This window comes from Streptomyces sp. LaBMicrA B280 (genome assembly GCF_049222185.1).
In the GTDB taxonomy this organism is placed as follows: domain Bacteria; phylum Actinomycetota; class Actinomycetes; order Streptomycetales; family Streptomycetaceae; genus Streptomyces; species Streptomyces murinus.
The window spans coordinates 117,048-143,363 of record NZ_JBMJCT010000022.1 but is presented as its reverse complement, the minus strand read 5'-3'; the positions used below and the strand labels follow the sequence as shown (position 1 = coordinate 143,363).

Annotated in this window: 13 protein-coding genes; 12 read left to right on the top strand and 1 reads right to left on the bottom strand. The window is 74.3% G+C overall.

Annotated features, from left to right (window positions below):
* Positions 1-117: 117 nt before the first annotated feature.
* The 11 genes from ACLF5H_RS19985 to ACLF5H_RS19935 all read left to right on the top strand — a co-directional run bounded on the left by ACLF5H_RS19985 (position 118) and on the right by ACLF5H_RS19935 (position 24,143).
* Complete coding sequence (locus tag ACLF5H_RS19985; RefSeq protein ID WP_421677369.1) at positions 118-7,440, top strand: amino acid adenylation domain-containing protein; 7,323 nt, start codon at positions 118-120, stop codon at positions 7,438-7,440.
* An 82-nt stretch (positions 7,441-7,522) separates the two neighbouring features.
* On the top strand, positions 7,523-9,388 hold the full coding sequence (locus ACLF5H_RS19980; RefSeq protein WP_421677368.1) for an argininosuccinate lyase: 1,866 nt from the start codon (positions 7,523-7,525) through the stop codon (positions 9,386-9,388).
* On the top strand, positions 9,285-10,112 hold the full coding sequence (locus tag ACLF5H_RS19975) for a kinase (protein ID WP_421677367.1): 828 nt from the start codon (positions 9,285-9,287) through the stop codon (positions 10,110-10,112). Before ACLF5H_RS19980 ends, ACLF5H_RS19975 begins: the two co-directional genes overlap by 104 nt.
* Before the next feature lie 2 nt (positions 10,113-10,114).
* Positions 10,115-12,385 (top strand): pyridoxal-phosphate dependent enzyme, encoded by a 2,271-nt coding sequence (locus ACLF5H_RS19970; RefSeq protein ID WP_421677366.1) that lies wholly within the window; start codon positions 10,115-10,117, stop codon positions 12,383-12,385.
* A gap of 66 nt (positions 12,386-12,451) precedes the next feature.
* Positions 12,452-12,676: an MbtH family protein gene (locus ACLF5H_RS19965; protein WP_421677365.1), complete on the top strand. Its 225-nt coding sequence runs from the start codon at positions 12,452-12,454 to the stop codon at positions 12,674-12,676.
* Positions 12,669-13,391, top strand: a complete 723-nt coding sequence (locus ACLF5H_RS19960) for a phosphopantetheine-binding protein (RefSeq protein WP_421677364.1) — start codon at positions 12,669-12,671, stop codon at positions 13,389-13,391. Before ACLF5H_RS19965 ends, ACLF5H_RS19960 begins: the two co-directional genes overlap by 8 nt.
* A gap of 40 nt (positions 13,392-13,431) precedes the next feature.
* Positions 13,432-14,571, top strand: coding sequence for a condensation domain-containing protein (locus tag ACLF5H_RS19955; protein ID WP_421677363.1), 1,140 nt, complete (start codon positions 13,432-13,434; stop codon positions 14,569-14,571).
* Positions 14,568-17,747: a non-ribosomal peptide synthetase gene (locus tag ACLF5H_RS19950; RefSeq protein ID WP_421677362.1), complete on the top strand. Its 3,180-nt coding sequence runs from the start codon at positions 14,568-14,570 to the stop codon at positions 17,745-17,747. Before ACLF5H_RS19955 ends, ACLF5H_RS19950 begins: the two co-directional genes overlap by 4 nt.
* A 21-nt stretch (positions 17,748-17,768) precedes the next feature.
* Complete coding sequence (locus ACLF5H_RS19945) at positions 17,769-21,071, top strand: non-ribosomal peptide synthetase (protein WP_421677361.1); 3,303 nt, start codon at positions 17,769-17,771, stop codon at positions 21,069-21,071.
* Positions 21,072-21,169: 98 nt separating this feature from the next.
* Positions 21,170-22,711, top strand: coding sequence for an amino acid adenylation domain-containing protein (locus tag ACLF5H_RS19940; protein WP_421677360.1), 1,542 nt, complete (start codon positions 21,170-21,172; stop codon positions 22,709-22,711).
* 79 nt (positions 22,712-22,790) lie between these two features.
* Positions 22,791-24,143, top strand: coding sequence for an MFS transporter (locus ACLF5H_RS19935; protein ID WP_421677359.1), 1,353 nt, complete (start codon positions 22,791-22,793; stop codon positions 24,141-24,143).
* Between the two features lie 35 nt (positions 24,144-24,178).
* Here ACLF5H_RS19935 and ACLF5H_RS19930 read toward each other — a convergent pair whose 3' ends face one another.
* Positions 24,179-24,631, bottom strand: coding sequence for a MarR family winged helix-turn-helix transcriptional regulator (locus ACLF5H_RS19930; RefSeq protein WP_037654852.1), 453 nt, complete (start codon positions 24,629-24,631; stop codon positions 24,179-24,181).
* 193 nt (positions 24,632-24,824) lie between these two features.
* Here ACLF5H_RS19930 and ACLF5H_RS19925 point away from each other — a divergent pair, with 193 nt between their 5' ends.
* Entirely contained in the window at positions 24,825-26,276 is a 1,452-nt protein-coding gene (locus tag ACLF5H_RS19925) for an MFS transporter (protein ID WP_421677358.1), read from the top strand.
* Positions 26,277-26,316: the final 40 nt, after the last annotated feature.

Sequence of the window (26,316 nt, the reverse complement as noted above, 5' to 3'; positions counted from 1 at the left end):
ATCCGGGACCGGCAGATCGGGACTTATCTCCATCCCGTCCCGCGCCTAGCGTTGATCTCACCAACCAGTGGGATCAGTGCCGCACGTCCAAAAGGCGTGGCGGTCGAGGGAGTCGACTTGGCCACTCACGTCACGGCCGAAGCATTCACCGAGCCGTCGGTCAGCGTTTTCCGCGCTTCGCGGGCCCAGCAGCGGATGTATTTCCTCCAGGAGATGGAGGAGGGCAGGCCGACCTATCACATGCCGGTCTTCTGCGCGCTCGACGGCGCCGTGGACGCCGAGGTGCTCCGCGCGTGCGCCCAGGGCCTGCTGGACCGGCACGAGGCGCTGCGCACCCGGTTCGTGCTGGACGAGGGGGAGTTGACGCAGCACATCGACGCCTCGGCACCGCTGGACTGGTCGGTGGCGGAGGAGCAGGGCGACGGCGCCGCCGAGCGCTGGATGGACGCCCAGCACCAGCGGCCCTTCGATCTGGCGGCAGGTCCGCTCTTCCGGGCCGCGCTGCTGCGCCGGGAAGAGGGTGCCGTACTCGCGCTGGGAATGCACCACATCGTCGGTGACGGGTGGTCGGCGGGGCTGCTGCTGAAGGAGCTGCTCACCGATTACGCGGCCCGCACCGGCGCGGTGCATTCACCCGAGGGCGGTGAATTCGCGCTGGAGGAGCCGGAGTTCCAGTACGCCGATTTCTCCGAATGGCAGGAGGAATGGCTGAGCGGTCCGGCCGCCGGGCGACAGCTCGCCTACTGGGCCGATCAGTTGGGCGGCGAGCTGCCGTCGGCGGGGCTGCCGACGGACCGCCGGACCGGCGATGAGCCGCTGCCCCGTGGCGCGGCCCTCCATGAGGCGGCGGTCCCCGGGGACGTCCTGGAGCGGCTGAACCGGCTCTGCCGGGAGACCGACAGCACCCTCTACACGACCATGCTGGCGGCCTTCCAGATCGTCCTCGGCCGCTACACGGGCTGCGAGGACATCCTGGTCGGCACGCCCGTGGCCAACCGCAACCGCAAGGAGTTCGAGGACACCGTCGGGCTGTTCGTCAACACCCTGGTGATCCGCTCCGACCTCTCCGACGACCCCCGCTTCCGCGATCACCTCAAGCGGCTGCGGGACACCGTCGCGGACGCCCAGGACCACCAGGACCTGCCCTTCGAGCGGATCGTCGAGCACCTCAACCCCGAGCGCACCACCGACCGCGCGCCCCTCTTCGACGTCATGTTCGGCTTCCAGGACGAGGCGGAGACCACCGCGGCACTGCCCGGCCCGCGCGCCCGGCTGCTCGAAGGCCCCGCCGGGAGCGCCAAGTTCGACCTCACCTTCGATGTCGTACGGGGTGCGGACGGCGTCCGCTGCCGACTGGAGTACCGCGCCGATCTGTTCGAGGCCGCCACCGTCGAGCGGTTCACCCGGCACTATCTGCGCCTGCTGGCCGCGGCCGTCGCGGAGCCCGAACTGCCCGTCAGCCGACTCCCCATGCTCGGCGACGAGGAGCGGCGCCCGCTCGCCTCCGCCCTGCCCGAGGAGGCCGCGACGGCCGCCCCGCGCTGCGCCCACGAGGTGTTCGCCGAGCACGCCGCCCGCACCCCGGACGCCATCGCCGTCACCGACGGCGCCCGCGCCCTCAGCTACGGCGAACTCGACCGCAGCGCCAACCAGTTGGCCCATCGGCTGCGCGACCTCGGGGTCGGACCCGACACCCTGGTGGGCCTGTGCGCGCCGCGCTCCGCCGAGCTGCTCGTCGGCCTGCTGGGCATCCTCAAGGCGGGCGGCGCCTACCTTCCGCTCGACCCGGACAACCCGCCGGAGCGGCTGCGGCACATCATCGGCGACGCCGGGCTCCGCCATGTCGTCGGCACCACCGCCACCCGGCCGCTGTGGGAGACCGCGGCCCCGCACGCGGTCGATCTGACGGCCGACGCGGACCGGCTCGCCGGACTTCCCGGCACCGCCCCGGACAGCGGCGTGACGCCCGACGATCTCGCCTACGTCATCTACACCTCCGGCTCCACCGGCCGGCCCAAGGGCACCCTGGTCCCGCACCGCAACATCACCCGGCTGTTCTCCGCCACCGACCACTGGTTCGGCTTCGGCCCCGCGGACGTGTGGACGCTGTTCCACTCCATCGCCTTCGACTTCTCCGTCTGGGAGTTGTGGGGCGCGCTGCTGCACGGCGGGCGGCTCGTCGTGGTGCCGTACGAGACCAGCCGGTCACCGGAGGAGTTCCACCGCCTGCTGTGCGAGCAGGCGGTCACCGTGCTCAACCAGACCCCGTCCGCCTTCCATCAGCTCGACCGGGTGGACGCCCAGGGAGCGGGTGAGCCGTCTCAGCAACTCGCCCTGCGGTACGTGGTGTTCGGCGGGGAGGCCCTCGATGTCGGCGCGCTCACCGGCTGGTTCGACCGGCACGGCGACACCACGCCCCGGCTGGTCAACATGTACGGCATCACCGAGACCACGGTGCATGTCACCTACCGCCCGCTGACCGCCCGGGACGCGGCACAGGGGCGGGGCAGCGTCATCGGGGTGCCCATCCCGGACCTGCGGCTGCATCTGCTGGACCGGCACGGGGACCCGGTCCCGCGCGGCGCCGCCGGTGAGCTGTACGTCGCCGGGGCGGGCCTGGCCCGGGGCTATCTCAACCGCCCGGAACTGACCGCGGAACGCTTCCCCACCGCACCCTGCGGGGAGCGCCGGTACCGGACCGGCGACCTGGCACGGCTGCGGGCCGACGGCGAGCTGGAGTACCTCGGCCGCATCGACGACCAGGTCAAGCTGCGGGGCTTCCGTATCGAACTCGGCGAGATCGAGGCGGCGCTCACCGCGCACCCCGGCGTCGGCGCCGCCGTCGCCCGGGTCGTCCCGGACGCCACCGGGACCCCCGTACTGGCCGGGTATGTCGTACCGGCCGCGCAGAGCCCCGCGGCGGACGGCTCCGCCCCGGGCGACCTCACGGTGGACGGCCTCCGCGCCCATCTGGCGGCCCGGCTCCCCGGCTATATGATCCCGGGCGCCCTTGTCACCCTCCCGGTGCTCCCCCTGACCGCCAACGGCAAGGTCGACCGGCGCGCGCTGCCGGTCCCGGGCACGGCGACCGGTGCGCTCGCGCCCGGGTCGGCGTACGAACCGCCGAGCGGGCCCGTCGAGACCGCCCTCGCGGAGGTCTGGCAGGAGGTGCTCGGGCACGAGCGGGTCGGCGCCCTCGACAACTACTTCGCGCTGGGCGGCGACTCCATCCGCTCCCTCCAGGTGCTGGCGCGGGCCCGGGACCGCGGGCTGCGCTTCGGCGTCGTGGACCTCATGCGGCACCAGACCGTGCGCGGCCTGGCCGAGGCCGTCGCCCACGACCCGGGCGCGGCGCAGGAGACGCCGTCGTACGAGCCGTTCTCGCTGCTCACCGAGGCGGACCGGGCCGCGCTCCCGGACGGGCTCGACGACGCCTACCCGATGACCCGGCTCCAGGCCGGGATGCTCTTCCACAGCGATCTCCCGGCCGCCGCGGGGCGCGTCTACCACAACGTCTCCGCCTACCACGTCCGGGCGCCCTGGTCCGAGGCCGCCTGGCGGCAGACGGTCGCCGAGGCCGCCGCCCGGCACGAGATGCTGCGCACCTCCTTCGATCTGCACGGCTTCGGCGAACCCCTCCAGTTCGTGCACCGCGACGCCCGCCCCGAGATCACCTTCGAGGATCTGCGCGACCTGGACGACGCGGCGCGGGAGGCGGCCGTCGCCCGGCACTACGAGGCCGAGCGCACCCGCCCGTTCGCCTGGGACCGGGCGCCGCTGATCCGCTTCCATGTGCAGCGCCGCTCCGACACCGCCTTCCAGCTCTTCATCGCCGAACACCACGCGATCGTGGACGGCTGGAGCGAACGCTCCCTGTTCACCGAACTCAGTGCGCGGTACGTCCGTCTGTGCGCCGGAGCGGACGCGCCGGCGCCCGCCCCCGCGCCGCGCTCCCGCTTCGCCTCCTTCGTCGCGCTCGAACGCGCCGCCCTCGCCGATCCGGCGCACCGGTCCTTCTGGGCCGGGCAGACGGCCGGCGCCACCGTGACCCGGCTGCCCCGCACCGGTCCCGTCGGCGCAGCGCCGCGGATGTCCTGGCATCATGAGCCGCTCCCCGCCGACCTGCACGAGCGCCTCACCGCGCGCGCCGCCGAGCTGGGCGTGCCGCTGCGCACCGTCCTGCTCGCCACGCATGTCCGGGTCATGGCGCTGCTGGGCGGCGGCGACGAGATCACCACCGGTGTGGTCCACAACGGGCGCGCGGAGGAGCCGGACGGCGACAAGGTCGTCGGCGTGTTCCTCAACACGCTGCCGTTCCGTGTCGCCCTCACCGCGGAGAGCTGGCGGGAGTTCGTCCGGCGGGTCGCGGACCTGGAGGTGCCCGTCCACGAGCACCGGCGCTTCCCGCTCGCGGAGATCGTGCGCGCCGCCGGTGGCAGCGCGCCCTTCGAGACGTTCTTCAACTACACCCACTTCCACGTCGAGCAGGAGGGCCCCGCCGACGGCGCGTTCACCGTGCTGGACGAGATCGGCGAGGCCGACACGGACTTCGCGTTCGGCGCGGAGTTCTCCCGCAGCCCCGACGGCCGGCTGCTCGAACTCGGGCTGCGCTACGACGCCGCCCGCTTCCCCGCCGAGCGGATGGCCGCGGTCCACGCCTCGTACACGGCGGCGCTGCGGGCCCTCGCCGACGCCCCGGACCGGGACTGCCTGGCCGCCGACCTGCTTGCGGTGGCGGACCGCCGACGGTACGCGGAGTGGAACAGCACCGGGAAGCGGTACGAAGAGCCGCATATGCTCACGGAGTTGATCGATCGTCAGGTACGGCTGTCCCCGGATGCCTCGGCCGTCCGCTTCGAGGGCGGCGAGCTGAGTTACCGGGCGCTCGACGCGGCGGCACAGCGGCTGGCCGAGCGACTGCGGGAGCGCGGCGCCGGTCCCGGCACGTTCGTCGCCTTGCTGCTTGAGCGGTCCCTGACCCTGCCGGTCGCCCTGCTCGCCGTGCTCAAGTGCGGTGCCGCGTATGTGCCGTTGGACCCGGAGCACCCCGAGCAGCGGGTGCGGTCCCTGCTGGCCGAGGCGGGGATCGGGCTGGTCGTCGCCGACCGGGGCTGGGGCGCCCGGCTGCGGGACGCCGAGGTGCGTGTCGTCGTACCGGCGGACGAGTCGGATGCCGTACCGGACGGGCCGCTGGAGGCTCCGCGCACCGCCGTACCGGCCGCGGCTCCCGACGACCCCGCGTACATGATCTTCACCTCGGGTTCCACCGGCACCCCCAAGGGCGTCGTGGTGTCCCATCGGGCCATCGCCAACCGGCTGTTGTGGATGCAGGACGCGTACGGGCTCGTCGCCGGTGAGCGGGTGCTCCAGAAGACGCCGTACACGTTCGACGTGTCGGTGTGGGAGCTGTTCTGGCCGCTGCTCACCGGTGCGACCCTCGTCCTCGCCCGGCCCGGCGGGCAGCGCGACCCGGGCTATCTGGCCGGGCTCGTGCGGGACGAGCGGATCAGCACCGTGCACTTCGTGCCGTCGATGCTGGCCGTGTTCCTGGACGACACCGAGGCGGTCGCGTCGGCCGCCGGGCTCACCCGGGTCGTGTGCAGCGGCGAGGCCCTGCCCGCCGACGTACGCAACCGGTTCTTCGAGCTGCTGCCCGGGGTCGAGCTGCACAACCTCTACGGCCCGACCGAGGCGGCCGTCGATGTGACGGCCTGGCGGTGCGCGCCCGACGACGGCGACACCGTGCCCATCGGGCGGCCCATCGCCAACATGCGCACCCATGTGCTCGACGCCCGCCTGGCCGAGGTCCCGCTGGGCGTCACCGGCGAGCTGTACCTGGAGGGCGTCGGGCTGGCGCTCGGTTACCACGGCCGACCGGATCTGACCGCCGAGCGGTTCGTGCGGCACACCGGCGCCGACGGGGTCACCCGCCGCCTGTACCGCACGGGTGACCTGGCCCGGCACCGGCCGGACGGCGCCCTGGAGTACGCCGGCCGCACCGACCACCAGATGAAGATCCGCGGTTTCCGGGTGGAGCCCGGGGAGATCGAGGCGGTGCTCGGCGAACACCCGGCGGTGCGCGGCTGTGCCGTGCTGCTGCGCGGGGAGCGGCTGGTCGCGTACGTGGTGACGGCCGAGGACGGTGCCGACGCCACGGGCACGGGCGCGCGGACAGACACCGGCACCGGCACCGGCACCGGCACCGGCACGGAGGAGCTGGTCCGGCACGCCCGGGCCCTGCTTCCCGACCACATGGTCCCGTCGGCGTGGGTCCTGCTGGACGCCCTGCCGCTCACCCCGAACGGCAAGCTCGACCGTGCCGCGCTGCCCGCGCCGGACCCGGCGGGCGCGCTCCGCCAGAGCCCGCCCGAGCCGCCCCGCGACGCGACGGAGGCCCGGATCGCCGGGATCTGGGAACAGCTGCTCGGCGCCGGACCGGTCGGCGTCCACGACGACTTCTTCGCCTCCGGCGGCCACTCCATCGACGCCCTGCGCCTCATCGGCCGCCTCAACGACGCGTTCGGGCAACGGCTTTCGGTCTCCACCGTGCTGGAGCGTCCGACCGTCGCCGGGCAGGCGGAGGTGCTGCGCGCCCGGCGGCGACCGGCCGGCCCGGACACGGTCGTCCGCATCCGCCCGGACGGCGATCTGGACCCGCTCTTCCTCGTCCACCCCATCGGCGGCCAGGTCCTGTGCTACCGCGACCTCGCGGCCGAACTGGACGCCGGGCGACCGGTGTTCGGGCTCACCGCCCCGGGCCTGACGGGCGCGGGACCGGACGGGGACGACCGTGCCCCGGCGACCGTCGAGGAACTCGCCGCCGCCCATCTCGCCGCGCTGCGCCAGGTCCGGCCCGAGGGCCCGTACCATCTGGCCGGCTGGTCCTTCGGCGGGCTGCTCGCCTACGAGATGGCCCATCAGCTGCGCGCCGCCGGGGAACGCGTCGGGACGCTCACGCTGCTGGACACGGCCTACCCGGGGACGGTCGACGTCCCTGATGACGACGTGTCCCTGCTGGAGTGGTTCCACGACGATCTCGCGCGCTCCTCGGGGACGGACCCCGGTGCGGACGCCCGTGCCGCGCTGCGCGCCGAACTCCGCGCGGCGGCCGGCACCCCGGCCCGGCTGCGGGTCGTGGCGGACCATCTCCCGGACACGGGACCGGACTTCGACGACCTGGTCCGGCACTACACCGTCTTCCGCACCGGCCTGCTCGCCACCGTCCGCTACCGGCCGCCGGTCGCGCCGGGGCCCGTCCACTTCCACCAGAGCCTGACCGGCGCCGAGATCGGCTCGGCGCGGCGATGGGCCGACCGGGTCCCGGACGGTCTGATCCGGTACGACGCCGACGCCGACCACTACCAACTGGTGCGGCCCCCGCGGGTGTTCGCCGTGGCCGCCGCGCTCGGCGCCGCCCTGGCCGCGGCCGACCACCGCTGATCCCTCCCTGCCCCGCCCGCGGAAGGCGCCCACCGGCCCTTTCGCGCCACGCCCGCTCACACCACAGAACGGACACCGTCACGTGACGAGCCAGTCCCCGGCACCCGCCGCCGAACTCACCGGCCGCATCAGCGGCGGACCGAGCGAACTGCTGCACGAGGAGGTGCTCGCCCCGCAGTTCCGGTTCGAGTCCCGCCATCTGCTGCACCACTACGTCGCCATCGAGAAGACCCTCGCCGCCGAGTACGCCCGCATGGGACTGCTCGACACGGACGAGGCGCACGCCGTCGCCGCCCTCCTCGACGGGGTGGGCCCGGACACCCTCAGCGCCCGGCCCGACGCCAACATGTCGGACATCGCGTTCGCGATCGAGCGGCATGTCGAGGCGGGGCTCGCGCGTCCGGTCGTGCGCTGGCACGTCGACCGCAGCCGCAACGACCTCCAGGCGTGCGCCCAGTTGATGTTCGGCCGTGAGCGGCTCATCGCGTTCGCCGGGGCCCTGGCGGAGCTCGGCGAGATCGTCGTACAGCTCGCGGAGGAGAACCGCGAGCTGCCCATGCCCGGGTACACGCACTTCCAGGCCGCCCAGATCATCACCCCCGGCTTCCATCTCACCGCGCTCTCCGAGCATGTGCTGCACACCCAGCGCCGGTTGCTGGCCGCCTACGACGGCATCGACGCCTGCCCGCTCGGCGCGGGTGCCATGGCCGGGCAGGAACTGCCGTGGGACCGCGTCCGGATGGCCCGGCTGCTCGGCTTCGACCGCCCGCAGTCCAACGCGCTCACCGCGGTCGCCTCCCGCCGCTGGAGCGCCGAGGCCACCGCCGAACTCAGCCTGCTCGGCGCCGCCCTGAGCCGCTTCACCACCGACCTGCTCACCTGGGGCGGCAGCGAGTACGGCTTCATCGAGCTGCCCGACGAACTGTCCGGCATCTCCTCGGCGATGCCGCAGAAGAAGAACTACCCCGTGCTGGAACGCATCCGGGGCCGCACCGCCCATCTGACCGCCTTCCACACGGATGTGCTGCTGGGCCAGCGCAACACTCCGTTCTGCAATCTGGTCGAGGTCTCCAAGGAGGCCGGTACCCATGTGCTGGCCGCCTTCGACTCGGCGCACGGCACCGTCCGGCTGCTCACCGAGGTGCTGCGCCGTCTCACCTTCCGCGCGGCGCGGATGCGCGAGGTGTGCGAGCGGGAGTTCCTGGGCGGGTTCAGCCTCGCCAACGCCCTCACCCTGACCGAGGGCGTGCCCTGGCGCACCGCCCAGGTGATCGCCGGCAAGTACATCGTGCGGGCCGTCGGCGCCGGTGCCCCGCCGCACCCGGGCGTGCCCGGGCTGCTGGTCGAGGCGGCGGCCGAGCACTCCGTCACGCTCACCGCGCCGGGCGAGCTGCTCGCCGACGCCTTCGACGTGCGGCGCGGGCTCGACCGCCTGGTCTCGGCGGGTTCGGCGCGGCCCGAGTCGGTCGCCGAGGCGCTGCGCGTCCAGCGGGCGGCGTACGCCGAGGTGCGAGCCGCCTGGGAGCTGCGGAGATCGGAAGAGCGTCGTGGGCCGTCCGCGCGGGTGCCGCCGAGGCGGACCGGGCGCTGGGGCTCACGGCGACGGCGGCCCCCGCCGAGGGTGCCGTACGCGCGGAAGCGGGGGACCGCTGATGCCGCCGTCACCGCTCTCCAGCCCGGCCGCCGCGGCGGCCGACCTCGAACCCGGTCTCGGGCACGCCTTCGGTACGTTCGGGGAGCTCCTCCAGGGCGCGCTGCCCGAGCCGGACGGCGACTTCCTGGTGACGTTCCCGCTGGCCAGGTGGGCGACCGCCGCCTTCCACCCGTGGCCCGGGCGGCCGGACGTGCGCATCGAGCCCGCGCACAAGGTCAAGTCCCGGCGCACCGCCGAGGCCGTGCTGTCCGCGCTCGGGGTGACCCACGGCGGCCTGCTGGAACTGGGCGGTGACCTGCCCGAGGGCAAGGGCATGGCCAGCTCGTCGGCCGACCTGGTCGCCACCGTGCGAGCCGTCGGCGCGGCCTTCGGGCGGTCGTTCTCCCCCGCCGAGACCGAGGCGTTCCTGCGGGGCGTGGAACCGGCCGACGGTGTGATGTACGACGAGATCGTCTGCTTCCACCACCGGGGCGTGCGCCTCGGCCGCAGGCTCGGCACGCTGCCGCCGTTCGCCGTCGTCGCGCATGACGAGGGCGGGCAGGTCGACACGGTCGCCCACAATCGCACGGCCGGTCCGATCGGGGCCGGGGACCGGCGCGAGTACGCCCGGCTGCTCGACCGGCTCACCACCGCCGTCACCGAAGGCGACCTGCCGTCCGTGGGCGAAGTGGCCACCCGCAGCGCGGAGTTGAACGGCCGACGGCGCGAGCGCCCCGGGTTCGACCGGCTGCGCGTGCTGTGCGCCGAGGTCGGCGGGCTCGGCCTGGTCCTCGCGCACAGCGGCACCCTGCTCGGTGTCCTCCTCGAAGCCGGTGACCCCGAACTCGACGCCAAGTCCGCCCACATCAGGGCCGGTTGCACGGCTCTTGGCGGCGAGGTGTCCGTGCACCGCTCGCTGGGCGCGGGCGACGACTGGACCCGGCCGCACCGCGGGCAGCCCACCGGGCCCGCCGCCCCCGTACCCGTATCCCATCCCGCCGCGGAACCCTCCGCCCTCCCTCACGAGCTGGAGATCTGACCATGCTGTTCGACACGCTGACGGACGCGATCGGCGGGACACCGCTGGTCCGGCTGCGCCTCGGCGAGACACGCGGGGTGGAGGTCTACGCCAAGCTGGAACTCCAGAACCTCTTCGCGATGAAGGACCGCGTCGCCCGCAACATCATCCGGGAGGCCCGGCGCCTCGGCACGCTGCGGCCGGACGCGCCGGTCGTGGAGAGCTCGTCCGGCACCATGGCCCTCGGTGTCGCCCTCGTCGGCCGCTCGCTCGGCCATGAGGTGCACATCGTCACCGATCCGCGCATCGATCCCGTCACCCTCGCCAAACTGCGCGCCCTCGGCTGCCGGGTGCACATCGTCGAGGCGATGACCAGCCACGGCTGGCAGTCCGCCCGCCTGGAGCGGCTCGCGGAGCTGATGGCCGAACTGCCCGGCGCCTTCTGGCCGCAGCAGTACACCAACCCCGACAACCCGGGCGCCTACCGGGAGTTGGCGGGTGAACTGCTGGCCGACCTGGGGCACATCGACACCGTCGTCGGGGCGGTCGGCAGCGGCGGATCGCTGTGCGGCACCTCCCGTGCCCTGCGGGAGAGCCTGCCCGGCGTGACGGTGGTGGGCGTCGACTGCGTGGGCAGCGCCCTGTTCGGGCAGCCCGATGTGCCGCAGCGGCTGCAGAGCGGCCTCGGCAACAGCCTGCTGCCGAAGAACCTGGACCGCTCGCTCATCGACGAGGTGCACTGGCTCAACGACCACGAGGCGTTCGCCGCCACCCGGGACCTCGCCCGGGAGCAGCAGATCTTCGCGGGCAACACCTCCGGCTCGGTCTACCGCGTCCTCGGCGACCTCGCCGAGCGGGCCGAACCGGGCTCGCGCATCGTCGGCATCATGCCCGACCGCGGCGACCGGTACGCCGACACCGTCTACAGCGACGAGCACTGGGACACCCACCGGTTGCACGAACTCCCGGCGCCCGGGGGGCCGTCCGTGATTCCGGCCGGGCAGACCGCGCTGAGCTGGTCCCGGCAGCCGTTCCGCGCCCCCGAGGAACTGCTGCGGCATCTGGTCTTCGTGGAGTCCAACACCACCGGCACGGGCATGCTCGCCCTGGAGCTGGCCCGCGCGGAACTGGGCACCGTGCCGGTGCTGTTGACGGGTGACCCCGACCGGTACCGGGGGCTCGCCGCCACCGGCGCCGAGGTGATCCGCTGCGACACCAACTCGGACGCCGCCCTGCGCGCCGCCGTCCAGGACCGCTTCCGCCGCGAGGAGATCGCGGGCATCACCACCACCAGCGACTTCTACGTCCCCGCCGCCGCGCGCCTGGCCCGCTGGCTCGGGCTGCCCGGCAATCCGCCCGAGGCCGTGACCGCGTGCCGTGACAAGTCGGCGCTGCGGGCTCTGCTGGAGAGCGCCGGGGTGCGCCAGCCGCGGTACGCCGTCGTCCGTGACGCGTCCGAGGTGGCCGCCGCCGTGGCCCGGACCGGGCTGCCCTGTGTGGTCAAGCCCGCCGACGACTCCGGTTCCGTGAACGTCCTGCTCTGCGCCGACGAGGCCACGGCCACCGCCCACGCCGAGCGGGTCCTCGCCGTGACCACCAATGTCCGGGGCATGCCGACCGCGCGCACGGTCCTCGTGGAGGAGTACCTGGACGCCCCCGAGTACAGCGTGGAGATGTTCACCTGGGACGGCCGCGCCGAGTGCGTCGGCATCACCGAGAAGTCCGTGACCGGCACCCCGCACTTCGTGGAGCACCGGCACCTCTTCCCGGCCCCGCTGCCAGCCGAGACGGCCCAGCGGATCACCGAGACCGTGACCGCCGCCCTGGACGCGGCCGGGATACGGCTGGGCGCCACCCACACCGAGGTGAAGCTCACCGCCCGGGGCCCCGCCGTCATCGAGATCAACCCGCGCCCCGCGGGCGGCATGATCCCCGAACTGATCCGGCTGGCCACCGGCGTCGACCTGCTCGAACAGCAGCTGCGCACCGCCGTCGGGCTCGCCCCCGCGCTCAAGCCCGCCCAGGACGCCCACGCGGGCATCCAGTTCCTGCTGCCCGACGCCGACGGGGTCCTCGACGCCGTCGACGGGACCCAGGAGGCCGCCGCCGTGCCGGACGTCGAGGCGGTCACGGTCACCGCCGCGCCCGGCACGGCCGTACGGCGCCCGCGCAGCGCCGGAGACCGGATCGGGCACGTCATCGCCGGCCATCCGACGCCGGAGCGGGTGACGGCGGCGCTGGACGAGGCGCGCCGCCTGGTGCGGCTCAGCGTCGACACCGGTCCCCGTCCCTAGCCACCTCCCCACCATCCCGTCGTACGACCCGTACGGCACCCGGAACGGACACCCCGAGGACCTGCCATGAGCAACCCCTTCGAGAACGACAACGCCGACTACCTGGTCGTCCGCAACGACGAGCTCCAGCACGCCCTGTGGCCCGCCACCGCGGCCGTCCCGGCGGGCTGGACGCGGGTGCACGGGCCCGCGCCGCGGCAGAGCTGCCTCGACCACGTGGAGCGGAACTGGACCGACATGCGGCCCGCGTCCCTGGTGGCCGCCCTCGCCGGGAACCCGGCCCGTGACTGACCTCGACCGCTCCACAACCACCCTCGCCGACAACGGGGTTGACGGCGGAACCGGCGTGGTGGATCCCACCGGGACGCTGTGCGCGCTGATCGCGGACGTGCTCGGGCTGGCCGCCGTCGACCCGGGGCAGAGCTTCACCGGGCTCGGCGGGGACAGCATCCAGGCCATCCAGGTCGTCAGCCGCGCCCGCCCCGCCGGACTCCTCGTCACCACTCGTGAGGTGCTGCGCAGCGAGACCGTCGCCGCGCTGGCGGCCGGTGCCCGCGCGGTCGGCCGCCCCGGTGCGGGCGCCGGGCCCGCCAGGACCGCGCGCCGGCTCGGCCCGTTCGCGCCGACCCCGATCATGGCGTGGCTCGGCGAGCTGGGCGGTCCCGTCGACACGTACAACCAGTCGCTCGTGCTGCGCACCCCGGCCGGTTTCGGCGCCGAGGACGCGGTGCGCGTCGTACAGGCCCTGCTGGACACCCATGACATCCTCAGGCTGCGGGTGCCCGGCGGCGCGGCCACGATCGACGCGGGTGCGGCCCCTGGGAGTACGGCCGGTGCGGAACCGACCGGCGCGGGGCCGTCGGTGCCGCCGCCGGGGAGCGTCGACGCCCGCGCGCTGATCGAGCACATCGAGGCGGACACCGCCACCGACGAGGAGCTGCCCGGCCTGGTGACGGAGCGCGTCCGGGCCGCGCGGCGGCTGCTAGATCGGAAGAGCGTCGTGTAGGGGAAGAGCGCAGCGGCTGCTCGCGCCCGCCGAGGGGATCGTGCTGCGCGCCGTGCGCGTCGGCCGCGGCCCCGCCCGGCAGGGCCGACTCGCCCTGGTCGTCCACCACTTGGCCGTCGACGGGGTGTCCTGGCGCATCCTCCAGGACGATCTGCGCTCCTGCTGGGAGGCGCTCGCCTCGGGTCGCGCACCCGAACCGGCGCCGGTGCCGACCCCGTTCGCGCACTGGGCCGGCCTGCTGCGGGCCGACGCCACCTCGGGCCGCCGGATGGCGGAGGCCGCGCGCTGGACCGACACCCTGCGCCCGGCACCCGAACCACTGGGCGGGGTCTGCGCGTTGGACCGGCTCGACGCGGAGAGCGCCGTCAACCGGCACACCCTCACCCTGCCCCCGGACGTCACCGGGCCGCTGCTCACCCTGGCACCCGGGCTGGTCAACGGCACGGTCAACGACGTCCTGCTGACCGGTCTCGCCCTCGCCGTCCTGGCCTGGCGGCGGCCCGGCACCGGGGACGGTGACGGCGGTGCGGTGCTCGTGGACATCGAGGGGCACGGACGGGAGGAGATCACCGACGGCGTGGACCTGTCCCGCACCGTCGGCTGGTTCACCACCGTGTACCCGGTCCGCTTCGACCTCGGGCTGCCCGATCTGGCCGACGCCCGCGCCGGTGGAGCCACCGTCGGAGCCGCCCTGCGCCAGGTCAAGGAGACGCTGCGGGCGATCCCCGACCACGGCATCGGGCACGGCCTGCTGCGCTACGGCAACAGCCGTACCGGCCCGGGGCTTTCGGCCCTCGGCATCCCCGAGATCGGCTTCAACTACCTGGGCCGCTTCCCCATGGGCGACACCGCCGACTGGGCCGCCGCCCCCGGGCACGACTTCGCCCTCGACGACGCCGACGCGGGCCTGCCCATGGCGCACGCCGTCGAGGTCAACGCGGCCGCGCACGAGGGCCCCGACGGGCTCACCCTCAGCGCCACCTGGACCTGGGCGGGCAACGCCTACCCGGCCGACCGGGTGCGGGCGCTGGCCGAGGAGTGGTTCGCGATGCTGCGGGCCCTCGCCCGGCACACCGCGCTGCCCGGCGCCGCCGGGCTGACCCCCTCCGACGTGTCCCTCACCGGCCTCAGCCAGGCCGACCTCGACGCCTTTGAATCCCAGCTCGGAGATCTGCTGTGATCCCCCTGTCCCACGCCCAGCGCCGTCTGTGGTTCCTGTGCCGCGACGGCGACCCGTCCGGCCTGCACAACATCCCCGTGGGGCTGCGCCTGCGGGGCGACCTCGACCGCGCCGCCCTCGCCGCCGCCCTCGCCGATGTGACCGACCGGCACGAGGCCCTGCGGACCGTGTTCCCCGACGAGGACGGCCGCCCCCGCCAGCACGTCCTGGAGCCGGGCGCCGCACCGGACCTGACCGTCACGGTCTGCCCCGCCGCCGAACACGGGGAGCGGGCGCGCTCATCCGCCGGACGCCCCTTCGACGTGGCCGCCGAAGTCCCCCTGCGTGCCCACCTGTTCACCGACGAGGCCGACGAGCACCAGCTGCTGCTGGTGCTGCACCACATCGCGGGCGACGGCGCCTCGCTCGACGTCCTCGTCCACGACCTGGCCGCCGCCTACACCGCCCGAGTGCTGGGCGGCGATCCGGGGTGGCCGGAACTCCCCGTGCAGTACCCGGACTTCGCCCTGTGGCAGCAGGAGGTGCTGGGCGACGCGGCGGACCCGGACTCGCTGCACGCGCGGCAACTCGCCCACTGGACGGGTGTGCTGGCGGGCCTGCCCGAGGAGCACGCGCTGCCCACCGACCGGCCGCGTCCCGCCGTCGCCTCGTACCGCGGCGCCGTGGTGAGCGCCGAGGCCGGTGCCGAGGTGCACGCGGGGCTCGCCGCGCTGGCCCGGGAGCGGCACGCCACGCCGTTCATGGCCGTCCAGGCGGCCTTCGCCGCGCTGCTCACCCGGCTCGGCGCGGGCACCGACCTGCCCCTGGGCTGCCCGGTGGACGGCCGCGACGACGAGGCCCTGCACGATCTCGTCGGCCTGTTCGTCGACACCGTGGTGGTGCGGGCCGACACCTCGGGCGACCCCGCCTTCACCGAGGTGCTCGACCGGGTCCGCGACGCCGTGCTCGACGCCCACGCCCACCGCGACCTGCCCTTCGACGCGCTGGTCGAGCGGCTCAACCCGCCGCGCTCGCCCGGCCGTCACCCCCTCTTCCAGATCGCGGTGGCGAGCCAGCGGGACGCGCACGACGAGCCGGTCTTCCCGGGACTGCGGGTGCGGACGGAGGCGGTGCGCACCGAGACCGCGAAGTTCGATCTGACCCTGGAGGTGGACGAGCGCCACGACCCCGCGAGCGGCGCGCCCGCCGGGATCGGCCTGGCCCTCGAATACGCCGCCGACCTCTTCGACGCCGAGACCGCCCAGCGGCTCCTCGACCGCCTGGTCCGCCTCGCCGCCGCCGTCGTCCAGGAACCGGCCGCCCCCATCGGCGCCCTCGACCTGCTGACCCCCGCCGAGCACGCGGACCTCCTGCACGGCTGGCAGGGCGCCCCCGCGCAGCCCCACGCCGCCACCGTGGACGCCCTGTTCGGCGCGCGGGCCGCCGACCACCCGGAGCGGACGGCCGCCGTCTGCGCGGGACGCGAGGCCACCTACGGTGAACTCGACGCGCTCTCCGACCGGTTGGCCGCGCGACTCGCCCGACTGGGTGTGCGGCACGGCGACACCGTCGCGGTGCTGATGGACCGCTCGGTGGAGCTGATCGCGGCCACCCTCGGGGTGCTGAAGGCCGGGGCGGCCTACCTCCCGCTGGACGCGGCCGCCCCCCTGGCCCGTTCGACGGCGATCGTCGCCGAGGCCGGGGCGGCCGTGCTGATCACCGACGCCGGAGCCGCCCCCGACCTCGGCGTACGGCACATCCTGCGCGTGGACGACAACGACGACAGCAGCGAGGGCGACGGCCTCCCGGACCGCGTCGGCGGCCACCCCGACGGCCTCGCCTACGTGATGTACACCTCCGGCTCGACGGGCACCCCCAAGGGCGTCGCCGTCTCGCACCGGGAGGTCGTCGCCCTCGCCTTGGACCGCCGTTGGCGCGGCGGCGCCCATGAGCGGGTCCTCTTCCGCTCCCCGCACGCCTTCGACGCCTCCACCTACGAGTTGTGGGTGCCGCTGCTGAACGGCGGCCTCGTGGTCATCGCCCCGCCCGGCGACCTGGACGTCCCCGCCCTCGCCGCCCTCATGGCGGAGCAGCGGGTCACCGGCACGTTCCTGACGGCCACGCTGTTCAACGAGCTCGCCGACCGCTGCCCGGAGCGGCTGGCCACGCTGGTCGAGGTGATGACCGGCGGCGAGGCGGCCTCCCCCGCGGCCGTCCGGCGGGTCCGCGAGCACTGCCCCGGCACCACCGTCACCAACGCGTACGGGCCGACCGAGACGACCACCTTCGCCGCCACGTTCGCGGTGGCGCCCGGGGCGCCGCTCCGGGACGGGCAGGTGCCCATCGGCCGCCCCCTGGACGGCACTTGCCTGCACATCCTCGACGACCGGCTCGCCCCGGTGCCGCCCGGTGTGACCGGCGAGCTGTACATCGCCGGGGCGGGCCTCGCGCAGGGCTATCTGGGCCGTCCCGGGCTCACCGCCGAACGGTTCGTCGCCTGCCCGGCGGGGCCGCCCGGCGCCCGGATGTACCGCACCGGCGACCTCGCCCGGTGGAACACCGCGGGGCAGGTCGAGTACCTCGGGCGGGCCGACCGCCAGGTCAAGATCCGCGGGCTGCGCATCGAACCGGGCGAGATCGAGAACGTGCTCGCCGGGCATCCCTCCGTCGGCCGGGCCGCCGTGACCGTCGTGCCCACCGCGGCCGGACCCGCCCTCGCCGGGTACGCGGTGCCCGCCGCGGGCGCCGCCCCCGACCCGGCGGGGCTGCGCCGGTATCTGCGGTCCGAACTGCCCGACTACATGGTGCCGTTGACCATCACGGTGCTGGACCGCTTCCCGGTCACGGCGAACGGCAAGACCGATCTGGCCGCGCTGCCCTCCCCCACCCCGGTCGCCGCCGAACGGCCCTACGAGGCGCCGCGCGACGAGACCGAACGGGCGCTCGCCGCCCTGTGGGAGCAGCTGCTGGGCGCCGACCGCGTGGGCGTCCACGACAACTTCTTCGAGCTCGGCGGGCACTCGCTGCTCGCCACCCGGCTGCTGTCGGAGATCCGCTCCGGCCTCGGCGCCGCGGTCACCGTCCGCCGCTTCTTCGCCGGACCCACCGTCGCCGAACTCGCCCTGGCCACCGCCGAGTCCGCCGCCGCGCCGGAACCGCCGATCGTGCGCCGCGCCCGCCGCGGCCGTCCCGCCTGAGAACCGACAAGGAAACACACCGTGAGCGAAACCGCCGCCCCCGCGGACCCGAGCGCCCCCGCCCCTTCCCCCGCCCCTTCCTCCGCCGCTTCCCCGGCCGCCTCCCCTGCCGCCTCCCGCGTCGAGGACGTTCTGCCCCTCTCCCCGCTCCAGGAGGGCATCCTCTTCCACGCGCTGTACGACGAGGACGAACGGGACGTCTACGTCGCCCAGTTGCTCCTGGACCTGACCGGTCCCCTCGACGCCGGGCGGTTGCGGGCCGCCGCCGACGCGGTGCTGCGGCGCCACGCCAACCTGCGCGCCGGGTTCCTGCGCCGCGCCTCCGGGGAGCCCGCGCAGGTCGTACGGCGTGACGTCCAGGTGCCGTGGGCCGAGACGGATCTCAGCGGACTCGGCGCGGCGGAGCAGGCGACCGCCATCGAGACGCTGCTGGCCGAGGACCGGGCCCGCCGCTTCGACCTGGCCCGGCCGCCGCTGCTGCGCTTCACCCTCGTACGCACCGGCCCGCTCAGCCACCGGCTGCTGCTGACGTACCATCACATCCTGCTGGACGGCTGGTCGTGGCCCGTCCTGGTGCGGGAGCTGCTGGCCCTGCACGACGCCGGACCCGACGCGGCCGCGCTGCCGCCGGTCACGCCCTACGCGTCGTTCCTGCGCTGGCTCGGCACCCGGGACACCGACGCGGCCCGGGACGCCTGGGGCCGCGCGCTGGCCGGGCTCGCCGGAGGCACCCGTACCGCCCCGGTCTCCGCGGCCCCCGCCGGGCTGCTGCCGCACCGGGTCGAGACCGTGCTCGCGCCGTCCCTGACGGAGCGGCTCACCGCGCTCGCCCGGTCCCACCGGATCACCCCGGGCACCCTGCTCCAGGGCGCGTGGGCGCTGCTGCTCGGCAACCGGCTGCGCTCCTACGACGTGGTCTTCGGCGCGGTCGTCAGCGGCCGCTCCCCCGAACTGCCCGGCGTCGCCGACATCGTCGGCCTGTGCCTCAACACCGTGCCGGTGCGGGTCCGTATCGACCCCGCCGAGTCCCTGATGGGCCTGTTCACCCGTCTCCAGGACGAACAGGCGAGCCTGATCGAGCACCATCACCTCGGCCTGACCGAGATCCAACGCACCGCCGACGCAGGCGAGTTGTTCGACTCCTGTGTCGCGTTCCAGAACTACCAGGTGGACGCCGAGGGGCTCGCCTCGCTGTCCGCGCTGTCCACGGGCGACCTCCGCGTCACCGGGGTCGACCCGCACGACGCGGCGCACTACCCGCTCGCCCTCACCGCCATCCCCGGCGAGCGGCTGCGCCTCCAGATCGACCACCGGCCGGACGTCTTCGACACCGAGGACGCCCAGGCCCTGCTGGACCGCCTGGTCCGGCTCCTGTCGGCCGTCGCCGACGACCCGGACCGCCCGGCCGGCTCCGTCGACCTGCTGTCCCCGGCCGAGCGCCACCGTGTCCTGGTGGACTTCAACGACACCGCCCGCGACGAGGACTTCGCCGAGGTCACCGACCGGGTACGGCGTCAGGCGGAGCTGCGCCCGGACGCCGTGGCGGTCACCGACGACTCCGGCCGGGCGCACACGTACGCCGAGCTGGTCGCCCGCGCCGACGCGCTCGCGCTGCGGCTGCGCGCCGAGGGAGCGGCCGAGGGCGATCTGGTCGCGGTGCTCAGCGAGCCGACCGCCCGGGTGCCGGTCGCCGTGCTCGGCATCCTCGGTGCCGGCGCCGCCTATGTGCCGCTCGACCCCGAGGGTCCGGTGGTGCGCACCGCCGACCTGCTGGCCGCGGGCGGCGTGAGCTGGCTGCTGGCCGCCCCCGAACAGCGGGCCCGCGCCGAGGAGATCGCCGCCGCGGTGCCCGCCGTACGGCTGCTGTTCCTCGACGACTCCCTCGACGACGCGGAGCCGCAGGCGGCTCCCGTGCCGCCGCCGACCGCCGGTGGCCGCGACGCGCTCGCCTACATCTGCTTCACCTCCGGCTCCACCGGCCGTCCCAAGGGCGCCATGGTGCACCGGCGCGGCATGAACAACCATCTGCTCGCCAAGCTGGACGACCTCCATCTGACGCCCGCCGACCGGGTGGTGATGAACGCGCCGCTCACCTTCGACATCTCGGTGTGGCAGATGCTCGCGCCGCTGATCACCGGGGGCCGGGTGCACCTGGTCTCCCGTGATGTCGCCCGCGATCCGGCGGTGCTCTTCGCCGCCGTCGCCGAGCACGGCGTCACCGTGATGGAGACCGTGCCCTCCTTCGTCCGCGCGGCCCTCGACCTGTGGGACTCCGGCACCCCGGCGCCCGAACTCCCGTCGCTGCGCTGGTTCATCGTCAACGGCGAGGTGCTGCCGCCCGAGCTGTGCGAGCGCTGGTACGACCGCCACCCGGACGCGGCGATCGTCAACGCCTACGGCCTCACCGAGTGCTCGGACGACAACACCCACGCCCTGATCACCCGGGACGTCCAAGCCCAGCTGGAACAGGGCAGGTTGCCCGTCGGCCGGCCGCTGCGCAACAACCGGCTGTACATCCTCGACCCGTCCCTCGCACCCGTACCGCCCGGTGTGCCCGGGGAGTTGTTCATCGCCGGGACCGGCGTCGGACCCGGCTACCTGAACGATCCCCGGCGCAGCAGCGAACGCTACGTCCCCGATCCCTTCGCCCCCGAGCCCGGCGCCCGGATGTACCGCACCGGCGACCTGGCCCGGCTGCGCGCCGACGGACAGCTGGACTTCCTCGGCCGCCAGGACCACCAGGTCAAGATCCGCGGCAACCGCATCGAACTGGGCGAGGTGGAAACGGCGTTGCGTGCCGCGCCCGGTGTCGGCGACGCGGTCGTGGCGGTGGACCGGGACGGCGCGGGACAGCAGCGGCTGATCGGCTACGTCACCGGCACCGCCACCCCGGACGAGATCCGCGCGGCGCTCTCCCACACCCTGCCGAACTACATGGTCCCCTCGCTGCTGCTGCGGCTGCCCGCGCTGCCGCTCACCACGAACGGCAAGGTGGACCGCAAGGCGCTGCCGGATCCGGCGAGCCTCACACGCCCCGCCGGGCGGGCGCCCTCCGGCCCCGGCGAGCAGAAGGTGTGCGACCTGTTCGCGGCGGTCCTCGGCCTGTCCGAGGCGGGCCCGGACGACGACTTCTTCGCGCACGGCGGGCATTCGCTGCTCGCCACCCGGCTGACCGGCCGGCTGCGCACCGAACTCGGCGCCGAACTGACCATCCGCGACCTGTTCGAGACGCCCACCCCGGCGGGCATCGCCGCCCGGCTCGCCTCGGCCCGCCCGGCACCGGCCCGCCCGGCCCTGCGGGCCCGCGCGAGGAACGGCGCGTGAGCCCCGCGCCACCGGCGGCCGCCCCCAGCGGACCGACCTCGTATCCGACCGTGTCCTCGACGTGCCCCGGTCCGGCCGTACCGACCAGGAGATCCCGCATGACCACCGCCACCGAGCTTCCCGTACCGCTGCTCATCGCCCGGCAGGCGGCGGCGACCCCCGACGCCACGGCGGTGCTCGGACCCGAGGGAGAGCTGACGTACCGTCAACTCGACCAACGGGCGCGCGCGGTGGCCCATGAGCTGGCCGCCGCCGGTGCGGGTCCCGAGGACACGGTGCTGGTCGGCGTGGGCCGGGGCGCCGACTGGGCGGTCGCCGTGCTGGGCATCTGGTACTCCGGTGCCGCGCTGCTGCTCGCCGACCCGGCGACGCCCGACGAGCGGCTGCGCACCCTGCTGGCCGCCGCCGGTACCCGGTACCTGGTCACGGCGGACCACGCGGCCGCGGCCGATCTCCAACTCCGCGTCGGCACCGAGCTGTTCTGGGCGGCGACCACCGGGGCCGAGGCCCGCGGCGCGGACTTCGTCCCGGTACGGCCCGCGCCCGGGGCCCTCGCCTACGTCCTGTTCACCTCCGGCTCCACCGGGGCGCCCAAGCCGGTCGCGGTCGGGCACCCCGGCCTCGCCCGGCAGACCCGCGTGCTCGCCGAGCGCTACGGCCTGTCCGGCACCGACCGGGTGCTCCAGTTCGCCGCGCCCGCCTTCGACGTGTCCCTCGAAGAGGCCCTGCCCACCTGGTGCACGGGCGGCGCCGCGGTGTTCGTCGCCGACAACATGGTCTCTCCCGGCGAACTCGAACCCTTCCTCGCGGGGCAGCGGATCAGCGTCGTCAATCTGCCCACCCCCTACTGGGCGCAGTGGGCCAAGGACGTCGAGCGCCGGCCCCGGCCGCTGCCCGCGTCCCTGCGCCGGGTGGTGATCGGCAGCGACGCCGGGCGCACCGCGGACCTGCGCCGCTGGTACGGCGCGGGCGGCCCGCCGGTGACCAGCGCGTACGGCCTCACCGAGTCGACGATCACCGCGACGTGCCACGAGGCCCACCCCGCCGCGCTCGACGGCGCCGCCGACGACGAGGTGATTCCGCTCGGTGTGCCGCTGCCCGGTGTGCGAGCGTATGTCCTGGACGAGGAGCTGACGGAGGCGGCGGAGGGGGAGGCGGGCGAACTGTATCTGTCCGGCGCGTGCTTGGCGCGCGGCTACCACGGCAGGGCCGCGCTGACGGCGGAACGCTTCGTGCCCGACCCGTTCGCCGAGGAGCCGGGGCAGCGGATGTACCGGACGGGCGACCGGGTGCGCCGGTCCGCCGACGGGGCGCTCCGCTTCCTCGGCCGCGCCGACGACCAGGTCAAGGTGCGCGGCCACCGGGTGGAGCTCAAGGAGGTGGAGGCGGCGGTCGGTGCGCTGCCGGACGTGGTGGACGTGGTCGCCCGCGCGGTGACGCATCTGGGCGAGGTCCAGGTGGCGGCCTATGTCGCCGCCGCGCCTGGCCGGACCCCGGACGCCGCCGAGCTGCGCCGGGTGCTGAGCGCCCGCGTCCCGGCCCACCTCGTCCCGGCCCATCTCACCGTCCTGCCCCGGCTCCCCCGCACCCCGGGCGGCAAGCTCGATCCGCGGGCCCTGCCCGAGATCGCCGTCGGCTGACACCGACGCCGGACCAGCCGCACCGCTTTCGGTCATCGCGCGGCGCCCGCCGCCCTCCACCAGACAAGGAACGTCTCTCGTGTCCCAGCCCACGGCCGCGTCCGGCCCCGCCACCGACCCGGACGACACCGCCGCCGTATCCGACCCCGCCGAGGCAGAATCGGCCACCGCCGCCGAACCCGAGGACTCCGCCCCCTCCCCCCGGCAGCGGCGCGACTTCCGCCGGTTCATGGCGTCGCACATCTGCAACGAGCTCGGCAACAACATCACGTACGTCGCCCTCCCCCTCACCGCCGTGCTGACCCTGCACGCCTCGGCGTGGCAGGCCGGTCTGCTCGCCGCGGCCGAGCAGGCGGCGTTCCTGCTGTTCGGGCTGCCCGCCGGGGCCTGGGTCGACCGGATGCGGCGCCGCAATGTCATGATCGCCGCCGATCTGACCCGTGCGGTGCTGCTCACCGCGGTGCCGGTGGCCTGGCTGCTGGATCTGCACTCCATGCCGCTGCTGTACGTCGTGGCCCTGCTGCTGGGCTGCGCCCGGCTGTTCGGCGATGTGGCCGACCAGAGCTATCTGCCCACCCTGGTCGGCCGCTCGACCTTGGTGAGCGGCAACTCCCGTCTGGAGACGGTGCGTTCGACGGCCGAGCTGGCCGGTCCCGGCATCGCGGGCTTCTTCGTCCAACTCCTCGGCGCGGTCGGCACCTTGGCCGGGCAGGCCGTCACCTCCCTGATCTCCGCCGCCCTGCTGGGCAAGATCGAGGCACGGGAGGAGCGGCCGTCGCCCGCCGGACGCGGCCGGCTCCTGCACGAGATCCGCGAGGGCCTGCACCATGTGCTGCGCAACCCGATCCTGCGGGTGATCGCCCTCAGCACGGCGTCCGTCAATCTCTTCCTCAGCGGGATCTTCGCCCTGGAGACGCTGTTCCTGACCCGCACGGTGGGCCTGGAGCCGGCCGCGGTCGGCTGGGTGCTCACCACGGCGGGCGTCGGCTCGATGCTCGCCGCGCTGGTCACCGAGCGCCTCTCCCGCGCCCTCGGCGAGGCCCGGCTCACCTGGCTCTCCCTGCTGGTCACGATGCCGTTCGGGCTGCTGCTCCCGCTGACCGGCCACGGCTGGCGCATCGCCCTGTTCGTGCTCGGCGCCCTGATCCAGTCGGCCGGTGTCACGACGTACAACATCTGCCAGGTCACCTACCGGCAGACGGTCTGCCCCCCGCATCTGCTGGGCCGGATGACGGCGACCATGCGCTTCCTGGTCTGGGGCGTCCTGCCGCTCAGCGGTCTGCTCGCCGGTGGTCTCGGCCAGGTGGCGGGAGTGCGGGGCGCGTTGTGGTTCCTGACGGCGGCCCTGTCGGCGACCCCGCTGGTCCTGCTGTGCTCCCCGCTGCGCCGGATGCGCGCCTTCGACACGGACACCGCCGCCGCCGTCAGCTAGCCGACCGGATCCCGACGGCCCGCCCGGGACGGGGCTCACGACCGCGGCCACGGCTGGCCGGTGATCCGCTCCACGCTCGTGTTGAACCGCTGGAGGTAGCGGGCAAAGTTCTCCACGTCGTCGGCCGACCAGTCCTCGAAGACCCGGTCCAGGTCCTGCACGTGCAGCTCGCGCTCCTCGCGCAGCTTGCGCTCACCCTCCCCAGTCAGCCGGAACTTGCGGGCCATGCCCCCCTCGGGGTCGGGGATCCGCTCCAGGAGCCCGGCCCGCATCGCGTGCGCGGTCTGCCGGTTGACGGTGGAGACGTCGAGCTGGAAGGCGTCGCTGAGCTGCCCGATCGACATCGGCCCCTGGACCTCGATCCGGCTCAGCATGATGTACGCGCTCCGCTCCATCCGGCCTTCCTGATGCCGGCGGGTGGTACTGCTCAGCTGATGCCGCCCGAGCACCATGTGCTCGAACTCGACCAGGTGCGACGGCTTCCCCATGTACGTGCCTCCTTCAGAAGTCGACCGTATCTCAGGGCCGGGCGGCGAAGGTCCGCAGGCGGGCAGCGGCATGCATGGCACATGCGATATGAATACTGCATACGATGTGCATGATGCATATCGACAGATGTGCCTCATGCACATCCCGGTGCCCCGCCGGCCCCGGACGACCGGACGAATCGAGGAGTCACCCATGGATGCCCCGCAGCCGAGCCGCAGAACGGGCGGTGTCGTCGCCGCCCTGGCACTGGCCGGAACCGTCGCCGCGATCATGCAGACCCTGGTGACCCCGCTCATCGCCGAACTGCCCCGGATCCTGCACACCTCGTCGTCGAACGCCGCCTGGGTGGTCACGGTCACCCTGCTCGTCGGCGGGGTCTGCGTGCCGGTGTCCGGGCGCCTCGGCGATCTCGTGGGCAAGCGGCGGATGATGCTGATCTGTGTGGTGCCGCTGGTGATCGGCTCGGTGGTGTGCGCGCTGTCCACGTCCGTCGTGCCGATGATCGTCGGACGCGGCCTTCAGGGCATGGGCATGGGCATGATCCCGCTGGGCATCGCGCTGCTGCGGGACGTCCTGCCCGTGGAGAAGCTCAGCGGCTCCATCGCCCTGGTCAGCGCGTCCATGGGCATCGGCGGCGCGATCGGGCTGCCGCTGGCGGCTGCGGTCGCGCAGTACGCCGACTGGCAGCTGCTCTTCTGGGGATCGGCCGCCCTCGCGGTGATCGTCGGTGTGCTGATCTTCGTCGTCGTGCCGGACGTCCCGGCCGGTGCCAGGGGGCAGCGTTTCGACGCGCTCGGCGCGATCGGGCTGGCGATCGGCCTGGTGGCGCTGCTGCTGGCGATCTCCAAGGGCGCGGACTGGGGCTGGGCCTCGGGCACCACGCTCGCGCTGTTCGCCGTCGCCGTCCTCGCCCTGCCTGCCTGGGGCTTCTGGGAGCTGCGCACCCGGGACCCGCTGATCGACCTGCGCACCACGGCCCGGCCGCGGGTGCTGATCACCAACGCCGCGTCGGTCCTCATCGGCGTCGGCATGTACTCCTTCATGCTGATCGCGCCGCAGCTGCTCCAGTTCCCGAAGGCCACCGGGTTCGGGCTGGGCCAGTCGATGCTCGCGGCGGGCCTGTGGATCGCGCCCGGCGGCATCATGATGATGGTGATCTCGCCGCTCGGCGGAAAGCTGATCAACGCGCGCGGCCCGAAGCTCGCGCTCGCCTGCGGCGCCGTGGTGATGGCCGTCGGCTACGCGCTCGCGCTGCCGCTGATGGGCACGGCCTGGGGCATCATGCTCTCCGGCATCGTCATCAACAGCGGCGTCGCCCTCGCCTACGGCTCCATGCCCGCGCTCATCATGAGCTCGGTCCCGGTCTCCGAGACCGCCGCGGCCAACGGCTTCAACACGCTGATGCGCTCGCTGGGCACCACGATCGGTTCGGCCGTGATCGGCGTCGTACTGGCCCATATGACCATCACCCTGGGCGGCTACACCATCGCCTCTGAGAACGGCTTCCGCACCGGTCTGCTGATCGGCTGCGGCGTCGCCCTCGTCTCCGCCGCGGTCGCCTCCCTCATCCCCTCCCCGCGCAAGCCCGCCGACACCCCCGACGCCCACCCGACCGAGGCCGACCCGGCCCCGGCCCGCCCCTGAACCGGCGGTGCGCCCGCACCACGAGCCCGGGCGCACCGCC